The organism is Alkaliphilus metalliredigens QYMF, from assembly GCF_000016985.1.
GTDB classification, from domain to species: domain Bacteria; phylum Bacillota; class Clostridia; order Peptostreptococcales; family Natronincolaceae; genus Alkaliphilus_A; species Alkaliphilus_A metalliredigens.
Genome location: NC_009633.1, coordinates 4,734,830 through 4,755,752, shown reverse-complemented (window position 1 = coordinate 4,755,752; position 20,923 = coordinate 4,734,830). Strand labels below are relative to the sequence as shown.

At 38.2% G+C, this 20,923-nt stretch carries 18 protein-coding genes; 16 read left to right on the top strand and 2 right to left on the bottom strand.

The window, feature by feature from the left end:
* The first annotated feature begins 113 nt into the window (after positions 1 to 113).
* The 11 genes from AMET_RS23170 to AMET_RS23120 all read left to right on the top strand — a co-directional run bounded on the left by AMET_RS23170 (position 114) and on the right by AMET_RS23120 (position 13,950).
* Entirely contained in the window at positions 114 to 1,436 is a 1,323-nt protein-coding gene (locus AMET_RS23170) for a hypothetical protein (protein ID WP_012065596.1), read from the top strand.
* A 264-nt stretch (positions 1,437 to 1,700) separates the two neighbouring features.
* The gene (locus AMET_RS23165; protein ID WP_012065595.1) at positions 1,701 to 3,041 is read left to right on the top strand and encodes a glutamate--cysteine ligase; all 1,341 of its coding nucleotides are present in this window, start codon (positions 1,701 to 1,703) and stop codon (positions 3,039 to 3,041) included.
* A complete protein-coding gene (locus AMET_RS23160; protein WP_012065594.1) occupies positions 3,007 to 4,332 on the top strand; it encodes a circularly permuted type 2 ATP-grasp protein in 1,326 nt (441 codons plus the stop codon). The genes AMET_RS23165 and AMET_RS23160 overlap by 35 nt, the downstream gene beginning before the upstream one ends.
* Before the next feature lie 53 nt (positions 4,333 to 4,385).
* A complete protein-coding gene (truA, locus tag AMET_RS23155; RefSeq protein ID WP_012065593.1) occupies positions 4,386 to 5,126 on the top strand; it encodes a tRNA pseudouridine(38-40) synthase TruA in 741 nt (246 codons plus the stop codon).
* A gap of 109 nt (positions 5,127 to 5,235) precedes the next feature.
* Positions 5,236 to 5,949, top strand: a complete 714-nt coding sequence (locus AMET_RS23150; RefSeq protein WP_012065592.1) for a DUF421 domain-containing protein — start codon at positions 5,236 to 5,238, stop codon at positions 5,947 to 5,949.
* 147 nt (positions 5,950 to 6,096) lie between these two features.
* Positions 6,097 to 7,284, top strand: coding sequence for an AI-2E family transporter (locus tag AMET_RS23145; protein WP_012065591.1), 1,188 nt, complete (start codon positions 6,097 to 6,099; stop codon positions 7,282 to 7,284).
* 390 nt (positions 7,285 to 7,674) lie between these two features.
* Entirely contained in the window at positions 7,675 to 8,415 is a 741-nt protein-coding gene (gene fabG / locus AMET_RS23140; RefSeq protein ID WP_012065590.1) for a 3-oxoacyl-[acyl-carrier-protein] reductase, read from the top strand.
* 39 nt (positions 8,416 to 8,454) lie between these two features.
* Complete coding sequence (locus AMET_RS23135) at positions 8,455 to 9,633, top strand: acetyl-CoA C-acetyltransferase (protein ID WP_012065589.1); 1,179 nt, start codon at positions 8,455 to 8,457, stop codon at positions 9,631 to 9,633.
* Between the two features lie 431 nt (positions 9,634 to 10,064).
* Positions 10,065 to 11,144: an extracellular solute-binding protein gene (locus tag AMET_RS23130; protein WP_012065588.1), complete on the top strand. Its 1,080-nt coding sequence runs from the start codon at positions 10,065 to 10,067 to the stop codon at positions 11,142 to 11,144.
* Positions 11,145 to 11,202: 58 nt separating this feature from the next.
* On the top strand, positions 11,203 to 12,879 hold the full coding sequence (locus tag AMET_RS23125) for an ABC transporter permease (RefSeq protein WP_012065587.1): 1,677 nt from the start codon (positions 11,203 to 11,205) through the stop codon (positions 12,877 to 12,879).
* Positions 12,880 to 12,891: 12 nt separating this feature from the next.
* Positions 12,892 to 13,950, top strand: coding sequence for an ABC transporter ATP-binding protein (locus tag AMET_RS23120; RefSeq protein WP_012065586.1), 1,059 nt, complete (start codon positions 12,892 to 12,894; stop codon positions 13,948 to 13,950).
* A gap of 343 nt (positions 13,951 to 14,293) precedes the next feature.
* Here the strand turns inward: AMET_RS23120 and AMET_RS23115 are convergent, their stop codons facing one another.
* Both AMET_RS23115 and AMET_RS23110 read right to left on the bottom strand, forming a co-directional pair.
* Positions 14,294 to 15,145, bottom strand: a complete 852-nt coding sequence (locus tag AMET_RS23115; RefSeq protein WP_012065585.1) for a DMT family transporter — start codon at positions 15,143 to 15,145, stop codon at positions 14,294 to 14,296.
* A gap of 200 nt (positions 15,146 to 15,345) precedes the next feature.
* Complete coding sequence (locus tag AMET_RS23110) at positions 15,346 to 16,017, bottom strand: metal-dependent hydrolase (RefSeq protein ID WP_012065584.1); 672 nt, start codon at positions 16,015 to 16,017, stop codon at positions 15,346 to 15,348.
* A 294-nt stretch (positions 16,018 to 16,311) separates the two neighbouring features.
* Between AMET_RS23110 and AMET_RS23105 the strand changes: the two genes are divergently transcribed.
* The 5 genes from AMET_RS23105 (at position 16,312) to phoU (ending at position 20,689) form a co-directional block, all read left to right on the top strand.
* Complete coding sequence (locus AMET_RS23105; RefSeq protein ID WP_012065583.1) at positions 16,312 to 17,223, top strand: PstS family phosphate ABC transporter substrate-binding protein; 912 nt, start codon at positions 16,312 to 16,314, stop codon at positions 17,221 to 17,223.
* Positions 17,224 to 17,457: 234 nt separating this feature from the next.
* Positions 17,458 to 18,390 carry a phosphate ABC transporter permease subunit PstC gene (gene pstC / locus AMET_RS23100; protein WP_012065582.1) on the top strand — a complete coding sequence of 311 codons (933 nt, stop codon included), beginning with the start codon at positions 17,458 to 17,460 and terminating at the stop codon, positions 18,388 to 18,390.
* Positions 18,391 to 19,236, top strand: coding sequence for a phosphate ABC transporter permease PstA (gene pstA, locus AMET_RS23095; RefSeq protein WP_012065581.1), 846 nt, complete (start codon positions 18,391 to 18,393; stop codon positions 19,234 to 19,236).
* A 32-nt stretch (positions 19,237 to 19,268) separates the two neighbouring features.
* A complete protein-coding gene (gene pstB, locus AMET_RS23090; protein ID WP_012065580.1) occupies positions 19,269 to 20,021 on the top strand; it encodes a phosphate ABC transporter ATP-binding protein PstB in 753 nt (250 codons plus the stop codon).
* 17 nt (positions 20,022 to 20,038) lie between these two features.
* Complete coding sequence (gene phoU, locus AMET_RS23085; protein WP_012065579.1) at positions 20,039 to 20,689, top strand: phosphate signaling complex protein PhoU; 651 nt, start codon at positions 20,039 to 20,041, stop codon at positions 20,687 to 20,689.
* The last annotated feature ends 234 nt before the right edge of the window (positions 20,690 to 20,923 follow it).

Sequence of the window (20,923 nt, the reverse complement as noted above, 5' to 3'; positions counted from 1 at the left end):
ATAAAGGCGTTTAAAAACTTAGATGATTAAATTAAAGGAGCATAGGAAAAAATAGCAATAATATGTAGTAGTGCAGTGTGAAACTATAACAGAAAGTTGGAAGAGGTGCTGGAATGATGTCTCAAAGGTTTAGAACAGGAATTTTAAGTATGATGTGTATTCTTATATTAATAGGCTGTGGCTCCCTATCTCAACCGCAGGAGAAGGAAGAAGACCAGGGAGAGCTCCAAAGAATTAAAGAATTTGATGAGTTTTCTACTGTTAGTGGGTTTGATATTCAGGAAGGAAAATTCTATTTTACAGGATTTAGGGAACAGGAGTGGGGCCTTTACTCTTTAGACTTGAACACAGTACAGATTAGAAAGGAATATGAGGGAATCGCAGCCTATGACTTGTTTATTCCAATAGAGGATCATGAGATGATTTATATAGATGTAGAGGGTAGATTGTTTCATCAAATAGACGAAGTCGCTTATCAAATTGATGAAGAAATAAGAGGGATTCAAAGACCCAACCTTCTAATGGCACCCAATGAAGAGGCACTATTATATACAAAGGGGGGGAGAGATGAAGCAAAGCTATTCAGTTACTCTCTAGTGGACAGAGAATCAATATTGATTAAGGAAGGCATCTCAGAAGAAGCTTTTCAGACATTTGGATTTACAACCCATTGGAGTCATGAGAAAAACGATTTTATTTTTGACAATGAAGAAATATATGAATTGAAGGGCAATCAATATGCTAGAATTAAAGCCACAACAGCTAAATGGGCACCAGATGATCATGCCATTGCCTTTATAGAAAAGCCCCAGGAGCTAGAGGGGAATCAGATTCGAATAGGAGACTGGAATACATATATTGGTGAAAAATTTGTGCTTTTTTATGTAAATGAGAAAATGGAGAAGGTTATATATAGAAGAGGAGAAGGATTGATTGATGCCATTGATAGTATACAATGGAGCCAGGATGGAAGCAAAGTAGGAATTTCCATAGGAGAGATCATAAAAGAGGAATCTGGAGAACTGAGAACAGTAGAATATAGTGGCGTTTTTGTGTATGATTTAGATGAGGATAAAAATTATATCGTAGAGGAGATTCCATATAACTTTTATGAAATACTATTTAATCGATATATCTACACAAGTCCATTAGGCAGGAGAGAAAAATTAATCATTGCAGAGATAGAAGGGGATCAGCGAAAAATCTATGATAATCCTGTTTTAGTCAATAGTATGGATATGTTTATTATTGTAGACAAAGAGGTAGGGTACTTAGTAGATGGACAAAGTATTATTAAAATTAGGGACAATGGTAAAGATGAGGAAGTTTTTAAACTACCTTGGGAATTATATGAAATGTATCTAGATCCAAGCACCCAAACCTTGATTATTTTTGACGGAGAAATGAGAGGATACTTATTAGATGTGGGAAATTGAGTCATTAAGAAGGCCATACGAATCAAGAGCCCTTTACAGGTCTAGGTAGGAAAGCTATACTGTAGGATGAGACTTAATACCATAGACCGTTTCAGCAACACCTAAGGACAACCTATGAGGAAAATAAGTGTACTTATGATAAAATATTTTAATAGAAAATGAAATGAAACGAAGATAGAGAGATTGAGATGCGTAATCCTTTTGAAAATGGGTAATATCATTACTAGCATTACGCAGATCGAAAAAATTGGGGTGAGGAAATTGGTGCAGAATAGACCACTTGAACAAATAATTAATATTATAAAAGAGGGTGAAAAATTTCAGGGTGAACTTAAGCTTGGAGCAGAATTCGAGCATATTGTCGTGTGGAAGGACACCATGAAATCGGTTTCTTATTATGAGGAGCAGGGCATAGAAGACATATTAAAAGCCTTGCTGGAAAAAGGATACGAGGCTGAATACGAAGGAGATTATTTGATCGCATTAAAGAAGGAAGCGTACTATATTACATTAGAGCCAGGTGGACAGCTGGAAATTAGTGTTGTGCCCTGTAGCACCATCGAGTCCGTTCAATCCATCTATTTTCAGTTTTTAGAAGAAATTATCCCTATTATGGAAAATAATGGACAGCTATTACTGGCAATTGGATATCATCCGAAGTCTTCTATCAAAGAGATCCCGTTTAATCCCAAGGTAAGGTATCAATATATGTCAAATTATCTAAAGGATAAAGGGACATATTCCCAGCATATGATGAAGGGAACCGCTGCAATTCAAGTATCCATTGACTATCGAAATGAAGAAGATTTTATCAAAAAATTTAAGGTGGCGAATTTCTTATCACCATTATTGCATTTGATTACAGATAACTCCCCTAGGTTTGAAGGAGAAGACTATCTGGGACATGGATTGAGAAGTGTCATTTGGCAAAACACTGATAAGGATCGAAGTGGTGTGATTCCTGGTGTCATGAATGAAAGATTTGGATATGAAGCATATGCAAAGTACATATTGGGAATTCCTCCTATTTTAATGAAAAAGGAAGGCCAGTTAATCGAGACAGGTAACCAAAGCATAGGAGAAGTACTAAAGGAAAACGACCTAACTGGGGAAGAAATAGAACATCTGTTAACCATGGTGTTTCCAGATGTTCGAGTGAAAAGGTATATCGAAATCAGAGTGGGAGATTCGCTGCCTTATCCCTATAACTTTGCATATATTGCATTACTTAAGGGGATATTTTACGATGAAACTGTGTTGAATTATCTATATAAACTAGCCAACGGAGCCGAAGGGGATCAGATTGAGAAGGCAAAGCGATCCATGCATAAAAATGCTTTTAAGGGTTGGTTTTTTGGCAAAACAATCTATGATTTTATCCGAATTCTATTTGATCTATCTAAAAAAGGGCTGACAGAAGAAGAGATAAAGATATTGAAGCCTTTGGAAACATTAATCATTTCTAGAAAAAATTTATCTCTTTTAATGAAAGAAGATATCGAAAAAAGCGGGTTACAGGCAATTGAATTTTGTGGATTGAATCAATGGGTGAGGAGAGAAAAAAAACAAGATGAAGACACAGTTATTTCAAGAATATCAAGCTAAGGTGTTAAAGAATCAGCCTGACTTTATAAAGGATTATCAAAGTGTTTTAAAAAGAGTAGCGGCATCACCGGCTAAATATAAAGGAAAGCCTGTGGAATTTCTGTATCAACCTATGTTTTTAACAAAAGAGGACATGGGTCGCTTTGAAGAAATCATCAATCAATTGATGGTAATCCTCAATAAAGTGGTACATCAATATCTAAAGGATGAAAAATTTCGTCAGTATTTCGGGTTCTCTCCTTTATTAGAGAAGTTGATCTTGAAGGATCCAGGCTATGGAATTGATATTCCTATGGGGCGATTTGATGTGTTTTATCATCAAAATGGCGATTTTCAATTTTGTGAGTTGAATGCCGATGGCTCCTCGGGTATGACGGAAGCAAGAGAACTAGAAAATATTATTCTACAATCAAAAGCGTTAGAACCTTTTAAAGAGCAATATCAGTTAGAAGGTTTTGAACTTTTTTATTCATGGGTAGATGCGCTGTTGACAAACTATGAAGACTTCAGTGGAGGTCTTGAAAAACCAAATGTGGCCATTGTAGATTGGTTACAGGGAAGTCCCCCTAGTGAATTTGAAGAATTCAAAAAAGCCTTTGAAGCAAGAGGGTGTGCAACGGTTATTGTAGACCCTCGGAATTTGAGCTACCGAAATGGTCAGCTTTATCATGAAGGGTTTAGAATAGACTGTATTTATCGAAGGGCAGTAACCTGGGAACTGATTGAACGACAGGATGAAGTGCAGGACTTAATCCAAGCTTATCTAGAAGGAAATGTTTGTGTTGTTGGACCTTTGCGCTCCCAAATTATTCATAATAAAATTGTCTTTGCAATTCTGCATGATCCTGTGAAGACCCCCTTTTTAACCCATAAGGAAAGGGCCTTTGTTCAAGCACACATTCCCTTTACAACTTTATTTGAGCAAGAAGACCAAGAAGTAGTAGCCTACGCTATTGAGCATAAGGATCGAATGGTGTTAAAGCCCATGGATAAATATGCTTCACAGGGAGTCCGTATTGGAAAAGACTTTACACTAGAACAATGGCAACAGATCATAAATGAAGAGGCAAGAGAAGATTATTTGTTGCAAGAGTTTTGTTGCATCCCCAGGCTACCAATGGCTATGATTAAGGAAGAAGAGGTTCATTTTATAGAAAACAACTATCTCCTTGGACTTTTTGTATATAATGAAAAGCTACAAGGGGTTTATACACGAACAGGCACCCAAAATATCATTGGCAGTGTTGTGGAGTGTTACACCGTTCCTAACTTTGTCGTACAAGGCAAGTAGAGCAAGCAATACACGGAAGATAAATTAGAACCATGAGAATAGGAGAGATATCAATGCGCAATATAAGAATGATTGTTGAATATGATGGAACAAAGTACAGGGGGTGGCAACGCCAAACTGCAACGGATATGACAATACAAGGGAAATTAGAACATGTTATTTCAGAGATGGTAGGTAAAAAAACTGAAATTGTTGGATCTGGAAGAACCGATGCTGGCGCCCACGCTTATGGGCAAGTGGCAAATTTTCATACAAAGAGCACATTATCAATTAAAGAAATGTATCAATACATCAATCAATATCTTCCTCAAGACATTGTGGTAAAAGAGTTAAAAGAAGCGGGTCCACGATTTCATAGTCGATATAATGTCAAAGGAAAGAAGTATGTCTATCGGATTTGGAATGAGTCAACTGCCTCTGTATTTCATCGGAAGCATTCTTATCATGTTCCCCAGGCTCTCAATTTGGAGTTAATGCAGGAGGCTGCTGCAAAATTGGTGGGAACCTACGACTTTCTGCCTTTTTCTTCTGTGAAAAAAAGTGAGAAAACAACTGTTAGAACAATTGAATCAATCACAATTGAAAAGAAAGATGCCTTTGTGGAAATCACCATTGTAGGAGATGGCTTTTTATACAATATGGTGAGAATTATTACGGGGACATTAATTGAAATCGGCTCAAAAAAGAAAAAGCCTACCTATATTGATGAAATATTTTCAGTAGGAAAGCGGCAAAATGCTGGAGAAACCGTACCCTCCCAAGGCCTGTTTTTAATAGAAGTATATTATAACTAGAGAAGAGTAAGTTCTCTGGTTTTTTTTTGCCTATTCCGTTAATACTTCTATAATGAGACAAGGAGAGAAATGCATTCTTGACTACATTTAAAAGACGGGAGTAGAAAAAATGCAAGATTATATCACTGTTTTTTTTCGAATTATCACCATCATGTCCTTATTGTTATTTGTGACCATTTATATTATGGGGAAAAGACCCATTGGTGAATTACCAGTGTTTGACTTCTTAACCATTATTACCATGGGATCTATTGTGGGAGCAGATATTGCAGATCCCAGTATACACCATATGCCCACTGCATTTGCTGTTGTGATGCTAGCCATATTTCAGTATGTGGTGAGCAGAATGATTTTAAAACATCGGAAATTTGGCCGATTAGTTACCTTCGAACCAACATTGATCATGGAAAACGGACAATTTTTAACTCAGAATATGAAGAGTGTTAAATACTCTATAGATGAACTTCTGATGATGCTAAGGGAAAAAGATGTTTTTTATTTTAATGAAGTACAATATGCTATTATTGAATCCAATGGCAAATTAACAGTTTTGAAAAAGGCAGAGGTCAGTCCTGTAGTTGCAAAGGATTTAAATGTGTCTGTGGAAGAGAAATCAATAGCTGATGTTGTGATTCTAGAGGGAAATATAGAGCAAAAAAACATGGAAAAATTGCAAATAACAGAGGATGTAATCATGAACTTAGTGAAGGACCAAGGATATCAAGATATTAAACACATATTTATCGCCACATATAATACCCAGCAGGGTTTGTCTATCTCGCCTTACCATGTGGACACCAGACAAAAAAGTATAAAGCACTAAAGAACTAAAAAACTAAAGAATGAAAGATGAACCTGTCTTTATTAAGGTAGCTTGTCTTAAAACTCATAGGTTTAGGTAGTGGGCAGGTGATATATAATCGTGTATAATAGTGTGTAGAGAAGATATTAATACGAGATGAGGTTGAGGATGATGAAGATTGAGTGGGACAAGGAATATTTGAAGTACTCTCTATATGCCTTTTTGACCATTGCTATGGCAATTATGCTTTATCAGATTTTAGATAATGCAGGATATTTTTTTGAGAATATTTTTCTGCGTTTGGGAATACTAAAAAGGATATTGAGTCCTGTTATTATTGGAATTTTTATTGCCTATTTGCTCAACCCAGGTGTCAGATGGTTCGAAAACTATATTTATTGTCGCGTGGAATATATTGCTAATAAAAAAAAGCTTTTGAGGGTTTTAAGTGTGGTCACCATGTATTTACTTGTTATTGGGCTCATTGTAACAGTCATTATTTTTGTAGCACCTCAAATTGGAAATAATATTTCAGATATTTTACGTAGGATGCCTGAATATATTAATTACTCAAATGATTTGATCAATCATTGGTCTGAAGAGTTGGATTTAAGGAATTTAAGTAACGTAACAGATCAATTTGAAAACAATGTTAATGATATTTTCAATCGAGTGAGCGCAATATTAGAGTATATCTTAGAAAATATCATTGTGAGTATTATGTCAATCACATCGGGAGTTTTAAATTTCGTCTTAGGAATCGTGATCTCCTTTTACTTATTAGGAGATAAGGAATCCTTTAAAAAGGGAACAGAAAGGGTATTGCGGGCAACCCTGGCTGATAAAACAGTAAACAAGATGAAGGACTTTGGAAGAGAAGCAGATATGATCTTTTCAAAGTTTATTATTGGAAAGTCCTTAGATTCCTTTATTATTGCCATCATGTGCCTAATTGGTCTACAAATAATGGGAATTCGGTATGCATTGCTTATTAGTGTCATCATTGGCATTACAAATATGATCCCATACTTTGGACCCTTTATTGGAGCGGTACCAGCAGTGATTATCACTTTTTTTGATAGTCCAGTGAAGGCGGCCTGGGTACTCTTATTTATTCTTGGGCTACAGCAATTTGATGGATTGATTTTAGGCCCCAAGATTCTAGGAGATAGTGTGGGACTCAGCCCTGTGTGGATTATTTTCTCTATTATCATAGGGGGCGGGCTATTTGGTTTGATGGGGATGTTCTTAGGTGTTCCAGTCATTGCCATTGTTAGACTATTAATGAATCGGTTAATTGATTGGCGATTAGAAGCAAAGAAACAGGTGAAGGCCCATGAAGGGGAGGAGTCCTAAGAAAAAAACGAATTGTTAAATAATAGTCAATTGTGATTACTTAAAGTACAGATCGAATTAAAAGCAAGCAGGCACTGTTGTAATGTGTACAAAATCTGGACAACTCATAAAAGGTGGATAACTGCACTTGTCAGTAGTATTTAGAAGATTCAGGGAATTAGCCCAAAAAAGTGTAAAAAGAATGAACAACACCACTGGTTAAAAAATTAACGACAATTTCCAAATAGGAGGTTTCCTCTGGAATTGCAACACCTTAGAATAAATGAAAAACTTGGCATAAAAATTGCTTTATAAAGGACTAACAAATGAAAAGGTTCTCTTAAGTTCCTTTTCGACTTAAACCATACTAAAGGTAAGTGCATAAACCATTATTTTAAGGAGGAATAGAAAATGAGATTAGAAGGAAAAGTAGCAGTTGTAACAGGTTCAACATCAGGGATTGGTAAAGCAGCCATTACTCGATTTGCAGAGGAAGGTGCAAAGATTGTTGTTTGGGGACAGCGTGAGGAAGATGTGCAAAAAGTTGTAGCAGAATTCAAAGGAAAAGCAGCAGAGGTATTCGGTGTGGCTGCAAACGTAGCCAATTCACAAGAAGCAAATGAGGCTATGGATAAAATCAAAGACCACTTTGGTAAAATTGATATCCTTGTTAACAATGCAGGAATTACTGCTGATGCACAATTAACAAAAATGACAGAAGATCAGTTTGACAACGTAATTGCAGTTAACTTAAAAGGCGTGTACAATTGTGGGCAATCAGCAGCAAAAATCATGGCGGAGCAAAAAAGTGGCGTGATTATTAACGTATCCTCTGTGGTAGGTGTATACGGAAACTTCGGTCAAACAAACTATGCAGCAACTAAATTTGGTGTCATCGGAATGACTAAAACATGGGCTAAGGAGTTAGGAAGAAAAGGGGTTCGAGTGAACGCTGTGGCTCCAGGATTCATCTTAACTGAAATGGTTCAAAAAATGCCTGACAAGGTGTTAGACATGATGAAAGGCAAGTCTCCACTAGGATTATTAGGAGATCCAGAAGACATTGCCAATGCATTCTTGTACTTAGCATCTGATGAAGCAAAATTTGTAACAGGAACTGTGTTGTCAGTAGATGGTGGGGTCGTATTATAATAGCGGTAAAAAAAGATTAATATGAGAGGTGGAAGTTTAATGAGAGAAGTTGTTATTGTCAGTGCAGCTAGAACGCCGATTGGCAGTTTTGGTGGAGCGCTTAAGGACGTTAATGTGGCTGATTTAGGGGCTGGAGCGATTAAAGGAGCCCTCGAACGTGCAGGGATTAAAGGCGATATGGTAGAAGAAGTGTTTATGGGTTGTATTATTCAGGCGGGAAACAAGCAAAATGTTGCAAGACAAGCTGCAGCAAAGGCTGGGATCCCATTTGAAGTGACGTCTATGACAATCAACATGCTGTGTGGATCTGGATTAAGAGCAGTATCCTTAGGAGCTCAAACAATTCTTGCAGGAGATAATGACATTGTTGTAGTAGGTGGAGCTGAAAGCATGTCTCAAGCCCCATATGTACTTCCTAATATGCGTTGGGGATCAAAACTAGGGGATGTCAAAGCATTAGATACATTACTGACAGATGCATTAAGCTGTGCATTCAATGATTATCATATGGGAATTACAGCTGAGAATTTAGCTGAGAAATACAACATTACTAGAGAAGAACAAGATGCTTTTGCTGTTTCAAGTCAAAACAAAGCAGAAAAAGCACAAAACGAAGGCGGATTTGACGCAGAAATCGTGCCAGTAGTCATTAAGACAAGAAAAGGCGAAGTGATAGTAGATAAAGATGAATACATCAAGCATGGTGCAACTGCTGAAGGATTAGCGAAGCTAAGAGCAGCCTTCAAAAAAGAGGGTACAGTAACTGCAGGAAATGCATCTGGAATCAATGATGGCGCTGCTGCATTGGTATTGATGAGTGCGGAGAAGGCCAAAGAACTAGGAATCAAGCCTCTTGCAAAATTAGTCGCCTATGCATCTGGTGGAGTAGACCCATCTGTAATGGGTTATGGTCCAGTGCCGGCTACTGAAAAGGTATTTGAAAAATCAGGATGGAAAGTAGAAGATCTTGATTTAATTGAAGCAAATGAAGCATTTGCAGCACAGGCTTTAGCCGTTGCTAAAGGATTAAACTTTAACACTGATATTGTCAATGTAAAGGGTGGAGCCATTGCCCTAGGACATCCAGTAGGAGCAAGTGGAGCTAGGATTCTAACAACATTACTTTATGCCATGGAAGAAAGAGATGCCAAGAAGGGCTTAGCTACATTATGCATCGGTGGCGGAATGGGAACTTCTGTATTAGTAGAGCGAGCTTAAGTCTACTATTAGAACATAAGGGTCACAGTTTTTTATGAAAAACATAAAATAAAAAACAGAGCAGGACATTTATCACAGATGCCCTGCTCTGTTTTGTGTATAATGATAATAAGAGAAGAAGTAGAGGAGGACCCTTAAAAAGAATTAGCTCAAGTGTTGAACTGAAGAACAGAGCTGAGAGTATATATAAGTCTAAAATTTATTCATACACTCACAAGACATCATTTAATATTGACAAGTAAAAGACAAGCTTTTTTTTGATTTTCCGTTGATAACTATTACTAGATAGTATATACTTACAATTGCCTAGAAAGTTCAAATGATTATACTTATCAATTTGGAAAAGTCATGTACATAGGGACGCCTTTGTAAGTACTAAAAACAAACTGTAAAAACTCAATATTGTAGACAACTAGAGGAGGAAACAAAACATGTTTAAAAGTAAAAGCGTATTAGCATTATTAATGGTAGCATTATTTGCATTCATTACAGTGGGTTGTAGTAGTGAGCAACCTGCTTCAGGTGAACAAGGTGATTCTGAATCAAATGAATTAGTGGTGTATTCAGGAAGAAATGAAAGGTTTGTTCAAGCATTACTTGAGAAATTCACTGAAGATACAGGAATTGAAGTATTAGCATTACATGGGGCTAATCCCCTTCAAATTGCTGAAGAAAAAAATAATGTTCGGGCTGACATCTTTATTTCAAATGATCTTGGTGCTTTAGGATACCTAGACAGTAAGGGATTATTACAAGGATCAAATCCAGAGGGAATTGAAACAATTCCAGCAGATTTTAGAGCAGAAGACAACGCATACTTTGCAATTTCTGCTAGAGCCCGTGGTTTTATTTATAATAAAGATATGATCACCGAAGAAGAAATGCCAAAGAGCAATGAAGATTTATTTGACTCTAAATGGGCAACGGTTGAAAATGGATTTGCAATTACCCGTGGAGGTAACGGTGGAATGACTGGACATGTTTCAGCCCTTCGTTATCAGTGGGGAGATGAAAAAACAGCTGAGTGGATTGCCGCAATTCGAGCTAATTCAGCTGGTATTTATCAAGGGCATGGAGACATTCGTAGGGCTGTAGGTGCTGGAGAGCATTCCTTTGGTCTTGTGAACAACTACTACTTCCATCAGCAATTAGTAGAGCCTGAAAATAATAATGTAGGCTTTATCTATCTTGATCAAGAAGAAGATGAAATGGGAGTGGTTGCTAATGCAGCTGGGGTAGGCCTTGTGAGTGGCGGACCTAATGAAGGCAATGCAATTGCTTTCATTGAGTGGTTGTTATTACCTGAAAATCAGGTGGCATTCGTAGGAGAATCACTTGAGCTTCTGATTAACTCACAATATGGAGCTGTTTACCCAGCTGAAGTACAACCACATATTGTAGACTTCAGTGATTTAAAGGTTCAAGATATGCCTATTAAAGAGCTTGGTAATTATTTTGAAGACACAACAGCGCTCATTGAGGCATCTGGACTAGACTTAGACTTAAAATAATTGCAAAAATGTAAAATAACTGTAGAGAATTAAAGTTATCATAATAGGAGATGGCATCATGAACGATAAAAACACAACACAATTTAATCATGAAAATGTCAAGGTTGGAGAAGAAACTTCTCCAACCCTTCTCCGTTTTTTTAGAAGAAAATGGTTGGGTATTTGGCAAAGCAACCCTCCGGGAATGGGGTTGTTTGTATTTGGACTCTGTATAGCAGTTATTATGGCCATTCCCATTGTTTATGTCATATGGAGGTCCTTGTTTGCTGGTATAGACCGCTGGCAACGACTCCTAGATGAAAGGATTCCTCAATTACTTTGGAACACCCTTTCTTTAGCAGGGGCCGTTACAGTGAGTACCATGATCATTGGGGTTTCTTTGGCATGGATTGTGATTCGCACAGATATACCAGGAAAAAAAGCATGGCGATGGCTATTAGCCATGCCATTGACAGTTCCGCCCTATGTAGGGGCTGTGACATACATTATCGTCTTTGGTCGTAGTGGATGGGCCCGTGATTTATGGCAGTCGACTCCATGGCTAGTCAATGCCCTTGGAGATTACAGCATTAACATTTACTCCTTTGGGGGTGTGTTTCTTGTGCTCACCATGTTCACCTACCCTTACGTATATCTAATTGCCAGTGCTTCTCTTCGAAAAATGAACCGTAACTATGAAGAGGCAGCTTATTCACAAGGGATGAGCACTTCTGAAGTTTTTTGGAAGGTCAATTTACCTCTTTTACGACCCGCAATAGGAGCAGGAGGGATTCTTGTGTCTCTCTATGTCCTTGGAGACTTTGGTACCATTGCCATGCTTCGATATGTGACGTTTACCGCTGCTATTTATTTTCAAAGGGCCAGTTTTGATACTGCTTCCGCAGCTGTATTGAGTCTAGTGCTTATTTTGTTAACAGTGGCTATATTGTGGATTGAATCAAAAACCAGAAGAAAAAATAAATATTATCAAACATCCAATACCTATCGAAAGCCATTGACTTTAAAATTAGGGAAGTGGAAACCATTTGTATTGTTTTATGTGAGTGTGGTATTTTTTGTATCTGTGATCCTTCCCATCGGGGTCCTTGTTTATTGGTCAAGAATTGGGATTCGTATGGGAGCACTTGATGGGCGGTTCTTTGGTTTTGCCATAAACAGTCTTAAGGTTTCAGGTTTTGCAGCATTATTATGTATGTTGTTTTCCATGCCTATTATTTATCTGAAGGGCCGTTATCCATCTCTGATTACAAAGGTCATTGAAAAGCTAAGCTATGCGGGATATGCCCTTCCAGGAGTGATTGTGGCGTTGGGATTTGTTTTTATATTTAATAATCACTTACCGAGGCTTTATGGGACGTTTTATATCGTGGCATTGGCTTTTGTTGTTCGATTTCTACCCCAGGCCATGCAAGCAGGGGAGGCTTCATTAAGCCTGATATCTCCAAGAATCGATGAAGCGGCCCGAAGCCTTGGATATCCACCATGGAAGGTCATGCTGAAGGTGATACTTCCAAATATGCTACCAGGAGTATTGGCTGGAGGCGCATTGGTTTTTGTCAGCGCTATCAAAGAGCTGCCGGCTACCCTGATGCTGCGTCCACCAAATTTTGACACCCTAGCAGTTCGGGTTTATTTTGAAGCCTCGGAATCCATTTATCACCTAGCAGCACCAGCAGCTTTATTAATTGTTCTTGTATCCGTTGTCCCCCTACGCTACATGTTGAAAAAATACTAAGGTGGTGAGTACATGCATGATATAGAAATAAAATCAGTGACGAAGACTTATATTGGAACAAAGGAGGCTGCTGTGAAAGAGCTCTCTTTAGTTGTAGAAAAAGGATCCATTGTGACATTACTTGGACCCAGTGGATGTGGAAAATCCACAACCCTACGATTGATAGCAGGATTTGAACGGGCCGATTCTGGAAGTATATCCTTAGCTGGCAAGACCGTCAGTGATAGCAACACCTGGATACCACCGGAAAAAAGAGGAATCGGAATGGTTTTCCAAGACTACGCACTGTTTCCTCATCTTAATGTTTTTGATAATGTAGGCTTTGGTTACAAGGAGAAGGACCGTAAGTCGAGGGTTATGGAAGTACTTGAACTGGTTAACTTAAAAGGATATGAACAGCGCTACCCCTATGAATTATCTGGTGGGCAACAGCAAAGAGTTGCTTTAGCCAGGGCATTAACACGGAGGCCTGTTGTGGTCTTATTAGACGAGCCATTTAGTAATCTTGATGCTGATTTAAGGGTGAGTATGAGGATCGAAGTGAAACGTATTATTAAAGAAGCGGGAGCAACAGCTATTTTTGTTAGCCATGATCAAAAGGATGCCCTAGCGATTTCAGATCAAATTGTTGTGATGAAGGATGGGATTGTACAACAAATAGGTACTCCCAGAGAGATTTATCAATATCCAGAAAATCGCTTTGTTGCCTCTTTTGTAGGACAATCCAACATTTTAGAAGGAACCATTGATCAAGATGGGCAATCCATCATGACAAATCTAGGAACAGTACCATGTGCACATTCTCATTGCCGATGTGCTGGAGAAAAGGTCTGTATCTCTATTCGTCCCGATAGCTTGCAGGTAGACGCAAGTGGACATATCAAAGGACAGGTTAAAACCTATACCTATACAGGAGAGTCCATTGATGCGGTGGTTTCTATCATTGATGAAGGTGGAATCTCTCAAGATATGATAGTCAATCTTCATCCAGATCAACAGATTAACATCGGAGATGAGGTTCGATTTAGGGTACTTCCTAACTGTGTATCTGTAGTTAAAAATGATGACTAATTAAGCTAATGCCATTATGGCAATATGGTATCATAAGGCAGAGTCAGTTAAAAATAATAAAAGACGCTATTTTCTCCTATTGAGAAGTAGCGTCTTTTTTATATAAATAGGAAAGATCTCTTTCCTATTATATAAAAAACAGGGGTTGTAGGGATGAAATCCCCTGCCCGCTTTCAGGAAGGTGCTCAGCCAGCTTCGCTGGTGTCGAAGGAAACCTAGGGTTTCCTATAAGCAGGCAACCAATTTAGTTTACTAAATTGTGTTGATCGCTTAGTTGTTTCATCCAGCGAGAGCGTCGAAGACGCTCTTTTTAGTGTTTATCGTTTTGATGAGAATTTTGAATTTAATTTTCAGGATCTAATTTTGCACGGTAATTAATATAGGCTCCTAATAAGATGAGTAAAATCCCTAAAAGGCTAAATTGATCTGGGATTTCAGCCCATAATAAGATTCCCAATAAGGCAGAGAATACAGTTTTGGCGTAGGAGTAGATGGAGAGATCCCCTGCCTCAGCATATCGATAGGCGTGTGTCATCAAGAGTTGGGCAATGGTAGCAAATAGGCCTACGGATAATAATGCCAGCAATTGAAAAAGTGTAGGTATTTGAAATTGACCTAAAAGCATAAAGGGTAGGGTGGAAAACACTGAAAATCCAGTAAAGTAAAAGACGATGACTTGGGGATGGTCAGTCAGTCTCAAATGGCGGATAATGGTATAGGCTGCAGCAGCAAAAACTGCTGAGAGTAGACCCATTAAGGCCGGAAACACAGTGTAATCAAATTGAGGTCTGATAATAAATACGACACCTAGTATCGCTATAATGATGGCGGGTACTTGCAGTTTTTTGATTTTTTCACCTAGAAAAAAGGCTGAAAGTATCAAAACAAAAAACGGATTCATTTGGTTAAGCACCACTGCATCTGCCAAAGGCAAACGGTCGATGGCATAAAAGGAGAGAAACACCCCTATGAGCCCAAACAATGACCGGTAAAACAAATACTTCTTGTTTGTTCCTTGAAAGCTCGCTCCGGATCGATAAATCATATACCCAGAGATAAGAAATCCAACTATATTTCGAAAGAAAACTTTTTGCATTGTGGGTAGATCTCCAGCATACTTGACGGCGGAAGCCATTAGCGCAAAAAATAAAGACGCTAGAAGCATATATAAAATACCCTTATTTCTATCCTTCATATGAGAAACCTCCTAAGTTGTAGCTTTATATAATACATTTGTATCTTAGGTCTATTGCTAAGACCCTTTACATCATGACATTTTTTAAATTCAAAGTCAAAGGTAAGACACGATAATATATATAGTATGATAAATGATAATAATTTGCAATAGGATCCTAAAAAAAAGAAGGGCGCCTAAAGACACCCTAGGGATTCAAATTAAAAATTATATACTTCCTCTACATTTAAAATATGTACTTGGCTGGTCTTGACCTGCTCTTTAAAGGATTCTGGAGAGGCAGTAATAACAGGAAAAGTATTATAGTGCATTGGAATGGCAACCTTGGCTCCGATGAATGCTACGGCTCTTACTGCATCCTGCACATCCATGGTAAAGTTCCCCCCAATGGGTAGAAGAGCCACATCAATTTCTTCCACTGCTAGTAGTTTCATATCCATTGTGAGACCTGTATCCCCTGCATGATAAAGCTTCTTACCTTGACACTCAATGACAAATCCCCCAGGGTTTCCGCCACAAACAAGGCCTTCATCTGTTTCGATGGCTGATCCATGGAGGGCAGGTGTCATTTTTACAGTGCCAAAGTCCATTGTTGTTCGACCGCCAATATGCATGGAATGGCAGTTCACGCCTTTAGATTGAAGATAAAGAGAAATCTCATAATTGGTGATTACTGTTGCATTGGATTCTCTTACGATAGAAAGGGTACTGCCTAAATGGTCTCCATGTCCATGGGTGATAAAAATATGGGTAATATCAGCAAATGAAAAAATGGGATGGGTCAAGGTCTCGGGAATAAAGGGGTCAATTAAGGCCTTCATCTCACCAGCCTCCACATAAAAGGCTGAATGTCCTAAATATTGAATCTTCATAGAATCCCTCCTAGATTTTTAATATAAGGAAGCTTCAAAATCAAATGATGGATGCATTCTAAAGCTTTCTCAACCTAGTATTAGTATACCAAACCTAGGGGATCAATAGCATCGTATTTAGCAAAAAATCGTAATGGTGACTGAGTAGAAATCACTTAACAAAACCATAACATTCTATTAACTAATCCTTAACCTGAGGTTAACTTGTACTTAACCAAGTGGCAAAGTTAAAGTCGTATAATGAATTTGTAAGCAATATTAAAAAATGCTTTTCGATGAAAGGAGATTTAAAAAATGAAAAAATTAGCTTTATTACTTGTGTTAGCAATGGTGGTTACTGGTGCGTTGGTAGGCTGTGGAGGAGATGCAGACGCAGGTCAACCAAACACAGGAGACAATGTAAGTTCAAATGACACAAACGGTGGAAATGATGTGGACTTTAGTAAGTTAATACAAATTAGAGGTTCAGATACAATGGTTAACCTAGGACAACAATGGGCAGAGGTATTTATGGATAACTACCCTGAAGCGCAATTAGCCGTAACCGGTGGTGGATCAGGTACAGGGATTGCTGCTATGATTAATGGAACTGCTGATATTGCACAATCTTCACGACAAATTAAAGGCGAGGAAATACAACAAGGAAAAGACAATGGTATTGAGATCATAGAGCATGTGACAGGAAGAGATGGAATTGCCATTGCAGTTCATAATGACAATCCAGTACAAGAATTAACAATGGCAGATTTAAAGGACATCTTCACGGGAGAAAAGACCAACTGGAAGGACTTCGGTGGGAATGATGCAAATATTACATTATACTCAAGGGAATCTAACTCTGGAACCTACGCTTTCTTTAAAGAATTTGTGTTAGAAGATGAAGAGTATGCAACACACTCAAACTTAATGCCTTCAACACAAGCGATTGTTGAAGCAGTAATACAAGATGTTAATGGAATTGGATATATTGGGTTAGCGTATTTAAGTGACACAGTTCAGGGGGTTGCTGTATCTCTTGATGATAGCAGTGAGGCTTTCTTACCATCCTTAGCAACTATTTCGGCTGGAGATTATCCTGTGGCAAGACCACTATTCCTATACACGGCTGGAGAACCAACAGGAGTCATAGAGATATACATGGACTTTATTATGGCAGCAGAAGGACAAAGTATTGTAGAAGAAATAGGGTTTATCCCAGTAAAGTAAATTAGTAAAATTAAGCCAGAACAAGATGATATGGAGCCTATGATTCAAAAGAGGATCGCGGATGGTACATTGGACCATCCGCTCATCTTTCTTACATGAAGAGGATGTTGTTTTTCTATGGGGATAGAAAATGAAGATAAAGAATTTTATGATTTTAGATTAAGAATGTGACAATTGACTAGGGCTGTTACTGATTAGGATAGATTGTTTATATATAGATAGAGAGGTGTAAAAATGGCTGATACAACAATGGAAATCAAGAAAAAGCGAAAGAGCCTAAATAAAAATATGAAAAATAGCATGGGTGAATTTGTAATTGAAAAAGTGATTTTTGTTTTAGGAATGACATCCATCGCTATCATTGCCTTGATTTTTCTGTTTCTATTTCGAACTGGAATACGATTGTTTGATGATATTGCATTGAAGGATTTTTTGTTTGGAGAATTTTGGTTTCCTATTTCGGTGAATTCACAATATGGAATACTACCATTGGTGGCAGGGTCCGTGATGGTAACATTGGGAGCTGTCTTTATTTCCGTCCCCCTAGGTATTGGAAGTGCCATCTTTATTGCTGAGGTGGCACCACCCAAAACCAAGACGGTTTTAAAGGTTATTATAGAATTTTTATCGGCAATTCCATCTGTTGTACTAGGCTTTCTTGGAATTGTGATCTTATCTAGCTGGGTTAGAGTGACATTTAATATATCATCTGGATTTACCATATTGACAGGATCGATTTTGGTCTCATTTATGGCTTTACCTACCATCATTAGTATATCCGATGATGCCCTCAACGCATTACCAAAGGAATATCGTGAGGCATCCCTAGCCCTAGGCGCTACTAGGTGGGAAACCATTCTTTACGCCCTTGTTCCAGCCGCATCTTCAGGAATAATTGCCGCAGTGATGCTAGGGATTGGAAGGGCAGTGGGAGAGACAATGACAGTGATGATGGTAACGGGAAATGCAGCGCAAATTCCAGGCTCCTTCCTTGTATCAGGAAGAACCATGACTGCCACCATTGCGGCGGAAATGGGAGATACTGTTCGAAATGGAACCCACTATCATGCTTTGTTTGCTGTTGGAATTGTACTATTAGCCATGACTAGCTTCATTAACTTAATTGCAGATTTTGTGCTTTCCCGAGCTAAGAAGGAGGGACGATAGATGAATAAGAAAACACAAGAGAGAATCGCCTTTAGTATATTGACCTTCACCGCAATGCTTGTGGTGATCCCAACCCTACTCATAATAGGATATATATTTGTAAAAGGAATAGGAATGATTAATTGGGAGTTTTTAACGGCTATGCCCAGAAAAGGCATGACTGAAGGAGGGATTTATCCTGCTATTATCGGCACATTATACCTTGTTCTGGGGACGGTGCTCTTTGCACTCCCTCTTGGGATTGGGTCAGCTATTTATTTAACGGAGTATGCAAAACAAGGCATATTATCTAGATTGATACGCCTAGCTATCTTAAACCTAGCGGGAGTGCCTTCAGTGGTCTATGGACTTTTTGGACTTGGCTTATTTGTTCTCTTCCTAGGTTTTGGATCTTCAATTTTAGCCGGTTCCCTCACCTTGGCGTGTCTGATCCTACCTATTGTGATTACTGCATCAGAAGAGGCATTAAAAAGTGTGCCCCAGAGTTATCGAGAGGCATCCTTGGCATTGGGAGCCACAAAATGGCAAACCATTCAAAAGGTTGTCCTACCCCATGCGACTCCAGGCATAACAACAGGAGCTATATTAGGAATTGGAAGAGCTGCAGGAGAAACGGCGCCGATATTATTGACAGTGGCAGCTTTCTTTTTACCAAGACTACCAAAATCATTTTTTGATCAAGCAATGGTACTGCCCTATCATTTATATATTATTTCAACTCAGGTGCCCAATATGCCAGAGGAAATTAAGTATGGAACAGCTTTAGTTTTACTTGGAATTGTTGGTGTCTTTTTTATGATTGCAACAACAATCAGAATTAAATTTAAAATGGATAATCGGGCTTAATAAAGAATAAGAATAAGTGAGGAGGATAAAGCATGCAGAAGATTTGTGTAGAAGGTTTAAACTTATATTATGATGATTTTCAAGCCCTAAAAAATATCACTTTTAATATAGAAGAAAAAAAGGTAACGGCTTTAATTGGTCCCTCGGGCTGTGGCAAGTCTACCTTCCTTAGAACATTAAACCGAATGAATGATTTAATTGATGGGGTTAAAATAGTAGGAGAGGTCAAGCTTGAGGAACAGGATATTTATCACAAGGACGTGGATGTAGTGTCATTGAGAAGACGAATCGGAATGGTTTTTCAAAAACCAAATCCTTTTCCAAAGTCTATTTACGAAAATGTAGCCTATGGACCTAAACGACATGGGATTAAAAATAAGAAGCAGCTAGACGAAATGGTAGAGAAGAGCTTAAGGAAGGCAGCCCTATGGGATGAAGTGAAGGATCGATTAAATAAATCAGCCTTAGGACTTTCTGGGGGACAGCAACAAAGGCTTTGTATTGCCAGGGCCTTGGCAATGGAGCCTGAAGTATTATTAATGGATGAACCCACATCGGCATTAGATCCCATTGCCACAGCAAAAATAGAAGAACTCATTACAGAGCTAAAAAAAGAGTACACCATTGTGATTGTAACTCACTCCATGCAACAGGCGGCGCGAATTTCAGATGAAACAGCCTTCTTCTTAATGGGAGAAGTGATTGAAGTGGACCATACACAGAAGATATTTACCATCCCTAGAGATAAGCGTACAGAGGATTATGTAACGGGAAGATTTGGTTAAGAATGGGAGGAAGGGTAATGAGAAGCCAATTCGAAAGTCAATTAAAGGATTTAAATGTTAAGCTATTGAAGATGGGAGCCATGGTACAGGAGATCATTGAAGTCTCTGTGCAGGCATTGGCAAAGCAAGACCTGGAAACGGCAAAGACTATCTGTGTAATGGATGATGAAATTGATGAACTGGAGCTACAGATAGAAAATGAATGTATGAGACTATTAGCACTTCAGCAACCAATGGCAAAAGATCTAAGGGTAATTGGTACCATAATGAAGATTATTACCGATCTAGAACGTATGGGGGACCATGCGGTCAATATTGCAAAGGTCACCTTAGAGATTGGAAATGAACCATTGATTAAGCCTTTGATTGATATTCCTAGGATGGCAAGGCTCTCGGAGAAGATGGTTAACAAAAGTCTTGATTCATTTATGAAGGCGGACATTCAATTGGCAGAGGAAGTGGCACATGATGATGAAGCTGTGGATCAAATCTATGAAGCCATCTATACAGAAATAATTGAGATGATGATTGAAGATCCAAAAGTTGTAAAGCAGGCAACGAATTTACTGTTCGTTGGAAGATATTTAGAACGAATTGCAGATCACGCTACCAATATCGGAGAACGGGTGATTTATATGGTAACAGGAGAGCGAATAGAAATTAATTAGGTTCATAGTAATTATTGGAAATTTAAAAGGACCATTCTGTTGCAAGGACTTAGGATGAAAATCTAAGTCCTTTTTATATGTACTGATAACAATCAATAAGGGTGTAAGGGCTCTTTAAAAAAACGCCTTGAATATAGCTCTTGGAATCATCTTTTATCAATAACAATTCTTAAAAAAGAGTTTTAAAACCATAGGAATTATGGTATGATATATTCGTAACAAATATGTGGAGGT